16 protein-coding genes are annotated in these 14,336 nt (G+C 74.1%); 10 read left to right on the top strand and 6 right to left on the bottom strand.

Annotated elements, in window-relative coordinates:
- Nucleotides 1–185: 185 nt before the first annotated feature.
- The 4 genes from ACWCYY_RS39740 to ACWCYY_RS39725 are packed head-to-tail and all read left to right on the top strand — an operon-like array spanning nt 186 to nt 3,743.
- Nucleotides 186–1,172, top strand: coding sequence for an ABC transporter ATP-binding protein (locus tag ACWCYY_RS39740; RefSeq protein WP_345282191.1), 987 nt, complete (start codon nt 186–188; stop codon nt 1,170–1,172).
- Nucleotides 1,169–1,891: an ABC transporter permease gene (locus ACWCYY_RS39735; RefSeq protein ID WP_345282193.1), complete on the top strand. Its 723-nt coding sequence runs from the start codon at nt 1,169–1,171 to the stop codon at nt 1,889–1,891. Before ACWCYY_RS39740 ends, ACWCYY_RS39735 begins: the two co-directional genes overlap by 4 nt.
- A gap of 8 nt (nt 1,892–1,899) precedes the next feature.
- On the top strand, nt 1,900–3,141 hold the full coding sequence (locus tag ACWCYY_RS39730; RefSeq protein WP_345282195.1) for a sensor histidine kinase: 1,242 nt from the start codon (nt 1,900–1,902) through the stop codon (nt 3,139–3,141).
- Nucleotides 3,142–3,170: 29 nt separating this feature from the next.
- The gene (locus ACWCYY_RS39725) at nt 3,171–3,743 is read left to right on the top strand and encodes a response regulator (protein ID WP_380149455.1); all 573 of its coding nucleotides are present in this window, start codon (nt 3,171–3,173) and stop codon (nt 3,741–3,743) included.
- 93 nt (nt 3,744–3,836) lie between these two features.
- Here ACWCYY_RS39725 and ACWCYY_RS39720 read toward each other — a convergent pair whose 3' ends face one another.
- From ACWCYY_RS39720 to ACWCYY_RS39710, 3 genes are read right to left on the bottom strand one after another with little or no spacing between them, the layout of a single operon-like run.
- Nucleotides 3,837–4,520, bottom strand: coding sequence for a hypothetical protein (locus ACWCYY_RS39720; protein ID WP_449798852.1), 684 nt, complete (start codon nt 4,518–4,520; stop codon nt 3,837–3,839).
- Nucleotides 4,521–4,568: 48 nt separating this feature from the next.
- A complete protein-coding gene (locus ACWCYY_RS39715) occupies nt 4,569–5,438 on the bottom strand; it encodes a transglutaminase family protein (RefSeq protein WP_380149408.1) in 870 nt (289 codons plus the stop codon).
- Nucleotides 5,439–5,460: 22 nt separating this feature from the next.
- Nucleotides 5,461–6,474: a GNAT family N-acetyltransferase gene (locus tag ACWCYY_RS39710; protein WP_449798851.1), complete on the bottom strand. Its 1,014-nt coding sequence runs from the start codon at nt 6,472–6,474 to the stop codon at nt 5,461–5,463.
- A gap of 127 nt (nt 6,475–6,601) precedes the next feature.
- Between ACWCYY_RS39710 and fdxA the strand changes: the two genes are divergently transcribed.
- A complete protein-coding gene (fdxA, locus tag ACWCYY_RS39705) occupies nt 6,602–6,928 on the top strand; it encodes a ferredoxin (RefSeq protein ID WP_345282199.1) in 327 nt (108 codons plus the stop codon).
- Between the two features lie 17 nt (nt 6,929–6,945).
- Nucleotides 6,946–8,088 (top strand): succinyldiaminopimelate transaminase, encoded by a 1,143-nt coding sequence (dapC, locus tag ACWCYY_RS39700; RefSeq protein ID WP_449798850.1) that lies wholly within the window; start codon nt 6,946–6,948, stop codon nt 8,086–8,088.
- A 68-nt stretch (nt 8,089–8,156) separates the two neighbouring features.
- Here dapC and ACWCYY_RS39695 read toward each other — a convergent pair whose 3' ends face one another.
- Together ACWCYY_RS39695 and ACWCYY_RS39690 are read right to left on the bottom strand one after the other, a co-directional pair.
- Entirely contained in the window at nt 8,157–8,900 is a 744-nt protein-coding gene (locus ACWCYY_RS39695; RefSeq protein ID WP_380149402.1) for a hypothetical protein, read from the bottom strand.
- 335 nt (nt 8,901–9,235) lie between these two features.
- Nucleotides 9,236–10,183 (bottom strand): hypothetical protein, encoded by a 948-nt coding sequence (locus ACWCYY_RS39690; protein ID WP_449798849.1) that lies wholly within the window; start codon nt 10,181–10,183, stop codon nt 9,236–9,238.
- 99 nt (nt 10,184–10,282) lie between these two features.
- Between ACWCYY_RS39690 and dapE the strand changes: the two genes are divergently transcribed.
- Both dapE and ACWCYY_RS39680 read left to right on the top strand, forming a co-directional pair.
- Nucleotides 10,283–11,371, top strand: coding sequence for a succinyl-diaminopimelate desuccinylase (gene dapE / locus ACWCYY_RS39685; RefSeq protein ID WP_345287280.1), 1,089 nt, complete (start codon nt 10,283–10,285; stop codon nt 11,369–11,371).
- Nucleotides 11,372–11,435: 64 nt separating this feature from the next.
- The gene (locus tag ACWCYY_RS39680) at nt 11,436–12,233 is read left to right on the top strand and encodes an LOG family protein (RefSeq protein WP_345287282.1); all 798 of its coding nucleotides are present in this window, start codon (nt 11,436–11,438) and stop codon (nt 12,231–12,233) included.
- Nucleotides 12,234–12,243: 10 nt separating this feature from the next.
- Here the strand turns inward: ACWCYY_RS39680 and folP are convergent, their stop codons facing one another.
- On the bottom strand, nt 12,244–13,056 hold the full coding sequence (gene folP / locus ACWCYY_RS39675; protein ID WP_345287412.1) for a dihydropteroate synthase: 813 nt from the start codon (nt 13,054–13,056) through the stop codon (nt 12,244–12,246).
- 166 nt (nt 13,057–13,222) lie between these two features.
- Here folP and ACWCYY_RS39670 point away from each other — a divergent pair, with 166 nt between their 5' ends.
- Both ACWCYY_RS39670 and ACWCYY_RS39665 read left to right on the top strand, forming a co-directional pair.
- Complete coding sequence (locus ACWCYY_RS39670; RefSeq protein WP_345287287.1) at nt 13,223–13,606, top strand: DivIVA domain-containing protein; 384 nt, start codon at nt 13,223–13,225, stop codon at nt 13,604–13,606.
- On the top strand, nt 13,606–14,172 hold the full coding sequence (locus tag ACWCYY_RS39665; RefSeq protein ID WP_345287289.1) for a DNA-3-methyladenine glycosylase I: 567 nt from the start codon (nt 13,606–13,608) through the stop codon (nt 14,170–14,172). The genes ACWCYY_RS39670 and ACWCYY_RS39665 overlap by 1 nt, the downstream gene beginning before the upstream one ends.
- Nucleotides 14,173–14,336 lie beyond the last annotated feature (164 nt).

Below are 14,336 nucleotides of genomic sequence, written 5' to 3'. Positions count from 1 at the left end.
TGGCTCATCCCTCTGGTGCTCCCTTCCCGTCGTCCTTCTGTCCCTCTAGCAGCGAGTTGGCTCGCGCGGGGTGTTCCCTTCATTCCCCCCCCCCGCCCCCCCCCCCCGACGCCCCGCACTGCCCGCGCTCCGCCGTTTTCGCGACTCTTGAGGAGTCAGAGCGGACGGGGAGAGAGGGAAGCGCGATGAGCGTCGCGACGGACACGGCCACCGAGGTGGCGGCCTTCCGGCAGGTGAGCAAGAACTACGGCACGGTCCGGGCGGTGGACGGCCTGGACCTGGTGCTGCGGCCCGGCGAGACGGTGGCCCTGCTGGGACCGAACGGCGCGGGCAAGTCCAGCAGCCTGGACCTGCTGCTCGGCCTGCGGGAGCCGGACACCGGCAGCGTCTCGCTGTTCGGCGGCAGCCCGCGGGCGGCGATCGAGACCGGCCGGGTGGGCGCCATGCTGCAGAGCGGCGGTCTGCTGGGCGAGGTGAAGGTCCGCGAGCTGGTGAAGTTCGCCTGCGACGTGCACCCCCGCGGCCACCGTCCCGAGCAGGTGATGGAGCGAGCCGGGATCACCGAGCTGGCCGAGCGGAAGGTCGACAAGCTCTCCGGCGGCCAGGAGCAGCGGGTCCGCTTCGCACTGGCCATCGCCGGGGCCAACGACCTGATCGTGCTGGACGAGCCCACCACCGGGATGGACGTGTCGGTCCGTCAACAGTTCTGGGCCGCCATGCGGGCCGAGGCCGAGGCCGGCCGCACCGTGCTCTTCGCCACCCACTACCTGGAGGAGGCGGACTCCATCGCCGACCGGGTGCTGGTGCTGCACCGGGGCCGGCTGATCGCCGACGGCACCGCCGCCGAGATCAAGGCCAAGGCCGGCGCCCGCCGGATCTCCTGCGAGCTGCACCCCGCGGACGGCCCGGTCGAGGAGGCCGTGCTGCGCGCCCTGCCGGGCACCGTGGGCCTGGACCTGACGGTCCGTCCGGACGGCGTCCGGGTGGTCCGGATCCGCACCACCGACGCCGACGCCGGCGTGGCCGGCCTCTACCGGGCCGGGCTCTACCCCCGGGCCCTGGAGGTCACCGGCCTCGGCCTGGAGCAGGCCTTCCTGACCATCACCGGCGAGGCCGACGCCTCGGACGGCACCGACACCGGCACCGACACCGACGGGGAGCGCGCGCGATGAACACCCTGATCCAGCTGGAGATCCTGCGCACCCTGCGGAACAAGCGGTACCTGATGTTCACGGTGCTCTACCCGGCCCTGCTCTACGTCTTCTTCATCAACGCCTACGGCACCTCGCCGCTGGCCAACGGCATGCAGGTGAAGACCTACTTCATGGTCTCGATGGCCACCTTCGGCTCCGTCGGCGCGGTGCTCACCGGCAGCGCGCAGCGGATCTCGCTGGAGCGCAAGAGCGGCTGGGTCCGCCAGCTGCGGCTGACCGCGCTGCCCGGCCGGGCCTACACCATCGCCAAGATCGCCTCCTGCGCGGTGACCACGCTGCCCGCGATCGTGGTGGTCTTCCTGATCGGCGCGGTCGAGGGCGTCTCGCTCTCGCCCACCGAGTGGGTCGCGCTGGCCGCCGTGCTCTGGGCCGGCAGCTTCGTCTTCGCCGCGCTCGGCGTGGCCCTCGGCTACGCGGCCCAGCCGGACGCGGTGCAGCCGATCGTGATGATCGTCTACATGCTGATGGCGCTGCTCGGCGGCACCTGGTTCCCGGTCGGCGGCTCACTGGAGTCCTTCGCCCGGTTCAACCCGGTCTACCTGTACAACCAGCTGGCCACCTTCGTGCAGCCGGGCCACGGCTTCGACTTCGGCGCGCTGGCCGGGCTGGGCGCCTTCCTGGCGGTCTTCGTGGCCGCCGCCGCCCACCTCTACCGCAAGGACACCAAGCAGGCATGATGTGGCCCATGCCGAAGCAGCTCCCCGCCACCTCCCGAGCCGGTGCCGAACCGACGGGAGGGGGCGGGGAGTTCCGCGTCATCCCGGGCGCGCCGGTGGACAACCTGCGCCAACTGGTCGTCAAGATCTGCTGGATGTCGCTCTGGATGATCTACCTCTACTACCCGGTGGAGGACCTGACCGGCGACGAGCACACCGCCGCCGGAAAGGTGTTCGGCTGGTGCGCGCTGACCGTCTTCCTGGTCTCCTACCTGGGCATGGTCGCGGTCCGCTCACTGGCCCACGACCGGTGGTGGATCGGCCTCCCGGTGGCCGGCACCATGCTGCTGCTCGCGGTGGTCACCTCCTTCGGCCTGGGCCCGGCGTGGCTGACCCTGTTCACGTACACCTCGGTCTGCTTCGGCGCGGTGCTGCCGCCCAAGTACGGGCTGTACGGGGTCGGCGGGGTCACCCTGCTGGCCCTCGCGGTCGCCCTGCTGGTGCACGCCGACTCCGGCCTGCTGGCCGCCATCCTGCTGCCCTGCCTGCTCAGCGGGCTGGCCATGGTCGGCCTGCAGCGGCTGGTCGGCACGATGCGCGAACTCCGGGAGGCCCGGGCCACGGTGGCGCACCTGGCGGTGGCCGAGGAGCGGCTGCGGATGGCCCGCGACCTGCACGACCTGCTCGGCCACTCGCTCTCCCTGATCACCATCAAGGCCCAGCTCGGCGGGCGGCTGATGGACGCGGGCAAGGAGGAGGCCGGGCGGGCCCAGTTCACCGAGATCGAGCAGGTCGCCCGGCAGTCGCTGACCGACGTCCGGGCGGCCGTCGGCGGCTACCGCCGACCCACCCTCCCGGTCGAACTCTCCGCCGCCCGAACCGCCCTGACGGCCGCTCAGATCCGGCTGGAGGCCGACCCGGCGCTCGGTGACCCGCGCCCCGGCCTGGACGGCGAGGAGGCCGGGGTGCTCGCCTGGGCGCTGCGCGAGTCCGTCACCAATGTCATCCGGCACGGCGAGGGCGCCACCCGCTGCACCGTCACCCTGGACGAGAACTGGGCCGAGGACGGCACTCGCTACGCCGTCCTCACCGTCACCGACAACGGCCGTGGCGCCGGCAAGTCCCAGGCGGGGAACGGACTCTCCGGCCTGCGCGAGCGGCTCGCCCTGGTCGACGGCGGGCTGGCGACCGGGCCCGGCGAGCGGGGGAAGGGCTTCCGCCTGCAGGCGTCGGTGCCGCTGCGGGCGGTGGCCGATAGGGTGCCCGAGTGATCAGGGTGCTGCTGGCCGAGGACCAGGGGATGGTGCGGGAGGCGCTGGCGGCGCTGCTCTCGCTGGAGGGCGACATCGAGGTGGTCGCGCAGGTCTCGCGCGGCGACGAGGTGGTCGCGGCGGTGACGGAGCATCAGGTCGAGGTCGCGGTGCTCGACATCGAGATGCCCGGGATGACCGGGATCGAGGCGGCCGCCGCGGTGCGGAAGTCCGCGCCCGGGGTGCGGATCGTCATCGCCACCACCTTCGGGCGGCCCGGCTACCTGCGGCGCGCCATGGAGGCCGGGGCGGACGCCTTCCTGGTGAAGGACGCGCCCGCCGCCGAACTGGCCGAGGCGATCCGGCGGGTGCTCCGCGGCGAACGGGTCATCGACCCGACCCTGGCCGCCGCCGCCCTCGCCGAGGGGGCCAACCCGCTGACCGCCCGCGAGCGCGACGTCCTCTCGGCGGCGGCCGACGGGGCGCTCAACTCCGAGATCGCGGCCCGGCTGCACCTCTCCGAGGGGACGGTGCGCAACTACCTGTCGATGGCGATCCAGAAGACGGCGACCCGGAACCGGGCGGAGGCCGTGCGGCTGGCCCGGGAGAAGGGCTGGCTGTGAGGGGGTTCGCCTGCGGCGGGCTTTCGAAGCGGTTCCGGGGGCGCCCAGGGCTGCCCGGCCGGGCCGGGAGAAGGCGCCGGCCCTGACGGGGGCTCAGACGGGCTGAGGCTCTTCGGCGGTGGCCAGGCGGTAGGTGACGTAGAGGGTCGCCGTGGTGAGGGCGCCCCGGACGGCGGCGAAGAGCAGGGTGCCGGTCAGCTGGGGCGCGAACTCGCCCGGGGCGGCGTCCAGGGTCGAGGCGAACAGGACGTACTGGAAGACCTGTTCGGCCACGAACCCGAGCACCACCACCGCGGCCACCGGGACGACCGTCCGCCGGGAGCGGTGCAGCAGCCGCACGGCGCGCAGCGGGCCGCGCCCTTCGAGCAGCAGCACGACCGGGAGCAGCGCGAAGAGGTACCGCAGGCCGAGGTCGACGAGGCTCGCCAGCGCCCGCAGCTGTGCGGACACGGTGACGCCGTCGAGGTCGCGCAACGCGTCCAGCAGGCCGGGGAGGTCGAGCAGCACCAGCCAGGCCCAGAGCAGCGGCAGCCGCCCCGGGGCCGGCGGGGCCTCCGTGCCCGGCCGCAGGATCCGCAGGACGGTGTACCAGGCACCGGCCGCCACCAGCCCGCCCAGCACCAGCGCCGCGGCGAAGCTCTGGCCCAGGTACACCGCCGAGGCCAGGAAGGCCGCCACCGCGTGAACGGCCAGCAGCAGCCCCCAGCGGCCCGCCGGAATGCTCCGCATGCCGTCCCACCACCCGGGCGCGCCCGGCACGTTCGTCGCGTCGATCACGGGGGCGACCCTAGGGGCAGCGGGGCCGAACGGGCCAGGGATTTCCGGTCAGTTGAGGCGGTGGCGGGCGGCGCGGGCCTCGTGGCGGGTGCGGGCGGCGGCCTTGGGGTCGAAGGTGTCGAGGATCTCCGCGTAGGCGTCCATCTCGGCCGCGCCGGAGAGGAAGTCGCCGGTGCGGACCAGGAGTTCGGCCCGTTCCAGGCGGAGCTGGGCGGGGTGGCGGGGGAGCAGCAGGGCGAGTTCGGTGGCCCAGAGCTGGGTGCGGGCGTGTTCCGGGCGGTCGGCGGCCCAGGCACGGATGTTGCCGAGGACGCGGTGGACGGTGTCCAGCGGGGCGGCGGGGCTGAGGAGTTCGGGGGAGAAGTGGTGCCCGGTGGCCCGGGTCAGCTGGGCCGCGTCGGGCAGGTCGAGCAGCCGCCCGCCGTGGTACGGGTCGGCCAGCACGTACTCCTCGCCGCCGTCCGGGCCGCCGACCGCGACGATGAAGTGCCCGGGCAGGGCGATGCCGTGGACGGTCAGGCCGGCCCGTCGGGCGACGTCCTGCCAGACCAGCGAGAGCATGATCGGCAGGCCGCGCCGGCGCCGCAGCACGTCGGGCAGGAGCGAGGACTCCAGCCGTCGGTAGTCGGCCGGGCGGCCGTGGAAGCGTTCCCGGCCGCCGAGCACGGCGGCGAGCAGCGCGGCCACCTCGTCGGGGGTGCGGGGGGCGCGCTCGGCGACGGCCAGCCGGACGGCGGCGGCGTGCCGGTCGAGAGCGGCCTGACAGGCCGCCACCAGCTCGTCCAGGGCGGGTGGTTCCGGGTCCTCGGCCGAGGGCGCGAGGGTGTGCTCGGCGGCGGCGAGCACGCAGAGCAGCACCGGGTCGGGCTGGTCGGCCCTGGCCTCGGCGCGGAAACGTGCACGGCTCTGTTCGGTCAACAGTCCACACTCTCCGGTGACGCTACCGCCGGGGGAGGCGGGCGTAGTGGTAAGTGTGACTGGTGGTGAAGCCCAGACGGTCGTAGAGGGCGATCGCGCCCGCGTTCTCCGCCTCGACCTGGAGGTAGCCGCCGGTGGCGCCCTCCTCCGCGGCGCGGGCCGCGAGCACCGCCATCAGCGTGGAGGCCAGCCCGGTCCGGCGGGCCTCGGGGGCCACCTCCACGGCCCCGAAGCAGGCCCAGGCCCCGTCGATGACGCACCGTCCGATGGCCAGCGGCGCGGCGCCGCCGGGCCCCGGTACGGTGGCGAACCAGACCGAGGGCCCGCCGTGCAGGACCTGGTGGGCGGCCCGCTCCAGCGCGGGGTCGTCGCCGACCCGGCGGTAGCGGGAGAGCCAGGAGGCGTCCGCGGTCCGGGACAGCCGCACCCGGTCGTGGCCCTGACCGAGCCTCACCAGCCCGGCCAGCGGCGCGGTGCGGACCAGGGTGGGGGCCAGCTCGGCGCCGCTCCGGGCCAGCTCCTCGGCCAGCCCCTCCGGCGAGCCGGGCACCGAGACCTCGACGTACCCGGGCAGACCCCGGGCCTCGTACCAGCGGTCCACGGCCGCCAGCGCCTCCGGCAGCGGCAGGCCGGGACCGCCCAGCGCCTGGACCGAGTTGGCCCGCCGGGTGAAGCCGGAGGACGCCCGCAGGGTCCACTCGCCGAGCGGCTCCTGCTCGACGGCGGGCCAGCCCCGGGCGGCGGTCCGCTGCAGCTCCACGGGGGAACTGACGGGCAGTGGGCTCCGGCGGGCCGGGAAGAGCGGCACGGGCTTGCCGGCCACCAGCAGCTGCCGGGGGATGGTCACCGCGCCGCCGTCGCGCGGTACCACGGTGATCCCCTCGCTGTCCCAGGAAGTGAGCACGCCGATCACATCGCGGAACACCGGCCGGTCGTCCACGACCTCCGAGAGACGGCGCACGGAGACGCGTCGTCCCACGTCAGAGCCGTCCAGACGGACTTCGGGACGTCCTCCGGCGGTGGTTCCACCCGTCATCAAGGGCACCTCCTGTGCATTTGCTGTCTCTGACCCGCGATACTAGGGGCGGGCATCGACGACGCCGCGCTCACCCGCGCACAAGCCAATAGTTTGGGCAGCCGCCCCACCGAGGAGGAACGACAGCGTGACTTACGTCATCGCGCAGCCTTGTGTCGACGTCAAGGACAAGGCGTGCATCGAAGAGTGCCCGGTTGACTGCATCTACGAGGGCAAGCGCTCGCTCTACATCCACCCGGATGAGTGCGTCGACTGTGGCGCCTGCGAGCCGGTCTGCCCGGTCGAGGCGATCTTCTACGAGGACGACACTCCGGAGGAGTGGAAGGACTACTACAAGGCGAACGTCGAGTTCTTCGACGATCTCGGTTCGCCCGGTGGTGCCTCGAAGCTGGGTGTCATCGACTCGGACCACCCGTTCATCGCGGCCCTCCCGCCGCAGAACGCCGACCACTGATCGGTGGCCGACCAGCTGTGAGCAACGACAGCACGCACGCGCCGCTCCCGGGCCACCCGGGGGCGGCGCGCCGCGTCTCCGACCTGCTGCCCGTCTTCCCCTGGGACAAGCTGGAGCCGTACAAGCGGACGGCCCTCGCGCACCCGGACGGGCTCTGCGACTTCTCCGTGGGCACCCCCGTCGACCCGGTGCCCGAGCTGATCCAGAAGGCGCTGGCCGCCCACACCGACACCCCCGGTTATCCGACCGTCTGGGGTCCGGTGGAGCTGCGCGAGACCATCGCCGGCTGGCTGCGCCGCCGCCTCGGGGCCGAGATCGGCCCCGAGGCGATCCTGCCGACCGTCGGCTCCAAGGAGCTGGTGGCCTGGCTGCCGACCCAGCTGGGCCTCGGCCCGGGCGACCAGGTCGCCTACCCGAAGCTGGCGTACCCGACCTACGAGGTGGGTGCCCGGCTCTGCGGTGCCGAGCCGGTCGAGTACGGCGAGCTGGACGAGCTGGACCCCTCCCGGGTCCGGCTGCTCTGGCTCAACTCGCCCTCCAACCCGACCGGCCGGGTGCTGACGGCCGATCAGCTCCGGGCCGCGGTGGCCTGGGCCCGGGAGCACCGGGTGCTGCTGGTCAGCGACGAGTGCTACCTGGAGCTGGGCTGGGAGGCCGAGCCGGTCTCGGTGCTGGACCAGGCGGTCTGCGGCGGCGACCACGAGGGCCTGCTCGCGGTGCACTCGCTCTCCAAGCGCTCCAACCTGGCCGGCTACCGGGCCTCCTTCGTGGCCGGTGACCCGGTGGTGGTCAAGGAGCTGCTGGAGATCCGCAAGCACGGCGGCATGATCGTGCCCGCCCCGGTGCAGGCGGCCACCGCCGCCGCGCTGGCCGACGACGCCCACGTCGAGGAGCAGCGGGGCCGGTACGCGGCCCGGCGCTCGGCGCTGCGGGCGGCGCTGGAGGGGTACGGCTTCCGGATCGAGCACTCCGAGGCCAGCCTCTACCTCTGGGCGACCCAGGGGCGGCCGTGCTGGGAGACGGTGGCCGAACTGGCCGGGCTGGGCATCCTGGTGGCGCCCGGCGACTTCTACGGCCCGGCCGGGGCCGAGTTCGTCCGGGTCGCGTTCACCGCGACCGACGAGCGGGTGGCCTCGGCGGTGGAGCGCCTCAAGCGCTGACCTCGCCGAACGCCCGAAGGGGCGCGCACTCCACGGAGTGCGCGCCCCTTCGGCGTGGTGACGGGGCGTCAGCCGCCGAGCAGCGGGAGGCCGCCGCCGAGCAGGCCGCTCACCGGGCCGAGCGCGCCGGTGGCGTCGCCCAGGCCGGGGGCGCCGCCGAGCCGGTTGGAGTGGTCGGTCGGGTCCTGGGTGTCGACCGGCAGCTTGCCGGTGTCGGGCAGCATGTGGCCCAGGCCGCCGGGCAGGTGGTCGGTGACCACGCCGAGGTCCGGCACGCCGCCGGTCGGCAGCGCGCTGGCGGCGGTGCCGGTGAGCGAGCCGGAGGTGAGGTCGCTCAGCGGCAGGCCGGTGCCCGGCAGGGAGCGGGTCGCGGCGGGGGAGCCGGGCAGGTGTGGCACCTTGTCGGTGACGGCGGGGGCCAGGCGGTCGACCAGCATCGGGGTGGCCTTGCCGGCCACGGCCGCCAGGGTGCCGGCCGTCTCGGTGGTCTTGGCGGCCGGGCCGGCCACCTTGCCGAGCGCCTGGTCGGCGTCGGGCAGCGCACCCGCGACGGCCTTGCCGGCCACGTCGGCGGAGGCCGGCACACCGGTCTGCACGGTGGCGGCGGTGGTGTCGGCGGCGGCCACGCCGGCGTCGTGGGTGGCGCCCTGGAGGGTGTTGTTCGGGTTGTCGAGCTGGCTCAGGCCGGCCCCCAGGTCGGTCTTCGGCAGCAGGTCCGCTGCGGACGCGGCGCCGGCGGCGGCCAGCGGGGTCGCGGCGGCGGCGACGAGCAGCGCGGCCTGGGCGATCCGGCGCGTGAGGGGACGAGACATGGTGCTCCTGCTCCTGAGAGGTGGGCCCCCGGCATGGGTCGGGTGTTCGGGCGCCAGGGGTCGTCCGTCGGGCGGACGACTGATTACCGCCGCAGGGCCGAGAAGGTTTCGCGGGTCCGAGGTCAAGGCTTGGCAAAGGTCGGACGATCCTCTTTCCGGCATTCGGAACATTTCGCCCCGTGCGCCGGACCCCTGACGAAACGTCACGGCGCCCGTCCCGCAAGGGGAGGGGCGCCGTGCTCCACCGTCCGGCCCGGAGTGCCCCGGGGCGGCCCGCACCGTCCACCGCGGTTGACGCGAATCACCCGGTCGGCCGGTACTGGCTCACCAGTGCGTCAATCCCCGGCCCTGGTGCCGAGGGTGACCAGGACCTTCTCCGCCCCGGCCGCCTCGCCGCCCGCCGGCTGCCAGCCGTCGGCCGGGCGGTCCACCCGCCACGCCTTCCCGTCGTAGGCGACCTGACCGATCCCGAGGTCGGCGGCCTGCGACACCGCCCACTGGGCCAGCGCCCAGCCGGTCTGCCGCTGCGCGGGCCCGGCCGGCGGGGAGAGCGCCAGCACCGTGCGCGGGTCCTTGGCGGCCGGGGCGGCGGGCGTGGTGGTGACCAGCTTCCCGAACTCCCGCCGGGCCCGGTCGGCCGTGCCCGGCAGCGGCTTGCCGTCATCGCCGAGGGCGGCCGCGGCGGCGGTCTTCGCGGGGTCGTGCACCACGCAGCTCAGCGCGGCCGGCTCGCGGCCGGTGAGCACCGAGGCCAGCAGGGTCGCGTTGGTCTCGTGCTTGGCGTACGCCTGCGGGAACCCGCTGCGCTGCACCTCCTGGGCCGCGTCGGTGAGCGGCATCCGGGCGTAGCCGTTCACCTTCACCAGGCCGTCCAGGAACTTGTTGGTGGCGTACACCGGGTCCTTGATCTGCTGCACGGTGCCCCAGCCCTGGGACGGCCGCTGCTGGAACAGTCCGACCGAGTCGCGGTCGCCGCCGTCCAGGTTGTAGAGCTTCGACTCCTGCATCGCGGTGGCCAGGGCGATGGTGACGGCCCGTTCGGGCAGGCCGCGGGAGAGCGCGACGGCGGAGATGGTGGCGGCGTTGGCCGCCTGGGCCAGCTCCAGCTGGCCCTGCCCGGAGGCGGTGGCCACCTTGCAGCCCTCCGGCGGCGGGATCAGGGTGTCCTTGTTGAAATAGACCACGGCGCCGCCCACGATCGCGAGCACGGTCAGCCCGATCAGCACCCGGCGCACCGGCCGCCGCCGACGGCCCGCCGTCTCCTCGGTCGTAGTCTCCGCCACAGGTCCCGTCCTCTCCTCGCCCGATCCGCCCGGACACCGTACCCACTCGGACGGCTGTGCGGTGCCCGCGGTTGCGCGGGCCCCACTACGCTGACGGGCATGACCAGCTCCGACGCCACCGCGGCCCAGCGGCTCGACCTGACCCTCGACGGCGGAGCGCTCACCGCGCAGCTGGTCGACTTCCCCTCCGTGAGCCGCTCCGAGGGCCCGCTGGCCGACGCGGTCGAGGCCGCCCTGCGGGCCCTGCCGCACCTGCGGGTGGACCGGTACGGCAACAACGTGGTGGCCCGCACCGAGCTGGGCCGGGCCGAGCGGGTGGTGCTGGCCGGGCACCTGGACACCGTGCCGATCGCCGACAACGTGCCCTCCCGGGTCGAGGGCGACCTGCTCTACGGCTGCGGCACCTCCGACATGAAGTCCGGCGTGGCCGTCCAGCTCCGGCTGGCCGCCACCGTGACCGAGCCCAACCGCGACCTCACCTTCGTGTTCTACGACTGCGAGGAGATCGAGGCCGCGCACAACGGCCTCGGCCACCTGGCGGAGCGTCACCCGGACTGGCTGGCGGCCGACTTCGCGGTCCTGATGGAGCCCAGCGGCGCCATGGTCGAGGGCGGTTGCCAGGGCACCCTGCGGGCCGACGTGAAGCTGACCGGCACCCGGGCCCACGCCGCCCGCAGCTGGCTGGGCGACAACGCCATCCACAAGGCCGCCGAGGTGCTCCGCCGGCTGGCCGCCTACGAGCCGCGCCGGGTGGAGATCGACGGCCTGGAGTACCGGGAGGGCCTCAACTGCACCCGGATCAGTGGCGGCGTGGCCGGGAACGTCATCCCGGACGAGTGCCTGGTGCACGTGAACTTCCGCTACGCGCCGGACCGTTCGGAGGCAGAGGCGGCCGAGCACGTGCGCGAGGTGTTCGCCGGCTACGAGGTGGAGGTCACCGACACCGCCCCCGGCGCGCTGCCCGGCCTGGACCAGCCCGCCGCCCGCGCCTTCCTGGAGGCGGTCGGCGGCCAGGCCCGCGCCAAGTTCGGCTGGACCGACGTGGCCCGGTTCTCCGCGCTGGGCGTCCCGGCCGTCAACTACGGCCCGGGGGACCCGAACCAGGCCCACAAGCGGGACGAGCACTGCTCGCTGAGCGCCATCGCCGAGGTGGAGGAGCGCCTGCGGGTCTGGCTCACCGCCGACTGACCGTCACCTGGCGTACCGCCCGTTTTTCCCCGACAAAGGGGATCAACGGGCGTACTGTTCCGTCATGACAGGCACAGGAGACGAGAACACCACGTACGGAACCGACGAGCGCCCCGAGAAGAAGAGCGTGCCGGAGAAGCGCAAGGGCCCGGTGCTGCTCCGCCGGGACCAGGTCAGCACCGGCACCACCGACCAGCGGCTGCTGGACACCACCGGCCCGACCGACTGGCTGCACACCGACCCGTGGCGGGTCTGGCGGATCACCTCCGAGTTCGTCGAGGGCTTCGGCGCCCTGGCCGAACTCCCGGCCGCGGTCAGCGTCTTCGGCTCCGCCCGGACCCCGGTCGACTCGCCCGAGTACGCCGCCGGGGTGGCCATCGGCCGGGCCCTGGCCGAGGCCGGCTACGCGGTCATCACCGGCGGCGGGCCCGGCGCCATGGAGGCGGCCAACCGGGGCGCCTCGGAGGCCGGCGGCCTCTCCGTCGGGCTCGGCATCGAGCTGCCCTTCGAGCAGGGGCTGAACGAGTTCGTCGACCTCGGGCTGAACTTCCGGTACTTCTTCGTCCGCAAGACGATGTTCGTGAAGTACGCGCAGGGCTTCGTGGTGCTGCCGGGCGGGCTCGGCACCCTGGACGAGCTCTTCGAGGCGCTCACCCTGGTGCAGACGAAGAAGGTCACCCGCTTCCCGGTGGTGCTCTTCGGCACCGCCTACTGGGGCGGCCTGGTGGACTGGCTGCGGGACACCCTGATCGCCCAGGGCAAGGCCAACCCCGCGGACCTGGAGCTGTTCCACGTCACCGACGAGATCGACGACGTGCTGAAGATCCTGGAGGAGAGCCGCCGCCCGGCGGAGGAGGTCTGACGGTCCTCGGCTACGCGAGCCCCCGGCGGGCCACCGCCGGGGGCCGGGTGCCGCGGATCGAGGCCACCATGTCGAGCACCTGGCGGGTCTCGGCGACCTGGTGCACCCGGTAGACCTGGGCGCCCAGCCAGGCCGAGACCGCGGTGGTGGCCAGGGTGCCCAGCAGCCGCTCGTCCACCGGCCGGTCGAGGGTCTCGCCGACGAAGTCCTTGTTGGAGAGCGAGACCAGCACCGGGAAGCCGGTCGCGGTCATCTCCGGCAGGCGGCGGGTGGCCTCCAGCGAGTGCCGGGTGTTCTTGCCGAAGTCGTGGCCCGGGTCGATGATCACCGCGTCCCGCCGCACCCCGAGCCCCACCGCGCGCTCGGCCAGCCCGACCGTGACGTCCAGGATGTCGGCCATCACGTCGGCGTACCCGACCCGGTGCGGCCGGGTGCGCGGCTCGGCCCCGCCAGCGTGCGTGCAGACCAGCCCCACGTCGTACCGGGCGGCCACCGCGGCCAGCTCCGGGTCCACCCCGCCCCAGGCGTCGTTCAGCAGGTCGGCGCCGGCCTCGCAGACCGCCTCGCCGACCTCGTGCCGCCAGGTGTCCACGCTGATCACGGCCCCGGGGTGACGCTTCCTCAGCTCCGCCACGAAGGGCACCGTGCGGCGCAGCTCCTCCTCGACGGTGACCTCCTCGCCCGGCCCGGCCTTCACCCCGCCGATGTCCAGGATCGCCGCGCCCTCGGCCACCGCCCGGTCCGCGGCGGCGAAGGCGGCCTCGTCCGCGAAGGTCGCCCCCTTGTCGAAGAACGAGTCGGGCGTGCGGTTGACGATCGCCATGATGACGAGTTCGTCGGCGCCGAATTCGCGCGGGCCCAGACGCAGTGCCACCGGTGTCTCCTCCACGGCTCGCCCGGGTGCAATGATGGGCCCCGGTCTGTTCGGGGACCATGATCCCATCTCTCTCGTCTCGTGCCGGGCCCACCGGAGTACTGGAGGACAGCTCGTGTTCTGGTTGGTCGTGGTGGCGATGGCCGTGGTGATCGGCGGGACGGCCCTGGTGGCCCTCGGCGGGGGCGGCACCCTGCCCGAGGCGGAGCACGACCGGATCGCCGCCCGGCTCCCGCAGGACCGCCCGCTGAGCCGCACCGACGTGGACGAGATCCGCCTGCCGATGGCCGTGCGCGGCTACCGGATGGACGAGGTGGACGACGTGCTGGACCGGCTCGGCGCCGAGCTCGCGCTGCGCGACACCCGGATCGCCGAGCTGGAGGCCGCCGCGGTACCGGCCGGGGCCGGTTCCGCCGTCGGTTCCGCCGCCGCCGCGGAGGCCGCCGCCGCGGTCGCCTCGTCCGTCGAGCTGACCAAGGGCCGGGACGGGGACGCCTGATGACCGGAGGCGCGGTGCTCGGCGCGGACGGCCTGAAGCGCTGCGGCTGGGGCGACTCGGCCGACGACTACCGGGTCTACCACGACACCGAGTGGGGCCGGCCGGTGCACGGCGACGACGCGCTGTTCGAGCGGGTGGCGCTGGAGGCCTTCCAGTCCGGGCTCTCCTGGATCACCATCCTGCGGCGCCGGGAGGGCTTCCGGGCGGCCTTCGCGGGCTTCTCGATCGAACGGGTCGCGGAGTTCGGCGACGGGGACGTGGAGCGGCTGCTCCAGGACGTCGGCATCATCCGCAACCGGGCCAAGATCGAGGCCACCATCGCCAACGCCCGGGTGGCCCGTGAACTCGACGGCGGTCTGGACGCCCTGATCTGGCGTCACGCCCCCGAGCCCGGCCCGGCCCCGCACGCCCTCTCCGACGTGCCCGCCGTCACCCCGGGCTCCACCGCGCTGGCCAAGGAGCTCAAGAAGCAGGGCTTCCGCTTCGTCGGCCCCACCACCGCCTACGCCCTGATGCAGGCCTGCGGCCTGGTCAACGACCACCTGGCCGACTGCCACGCCCGTTAGCCCCGCAGGGCGCCGGGAACGTACGTGGTCACCCCAGGGGCGCGGGGAACTGCGCGCAGGGGAACGGCAGCACCTGCAACTGGCTGACGTGCCCTCAGTTGCAGGTGAGCCGCGGTCAGCGGCCGTTCGGCCGAGCCGGGCTGGGCCGGGACGGCGGCCACGGG

It is taken from the genome of Kitasatospora sp. NPDC001664, assembly GCF_053596675.1.
This window is presented reverse-complemented; position numbering and strand designations above follow the sequence as displayed.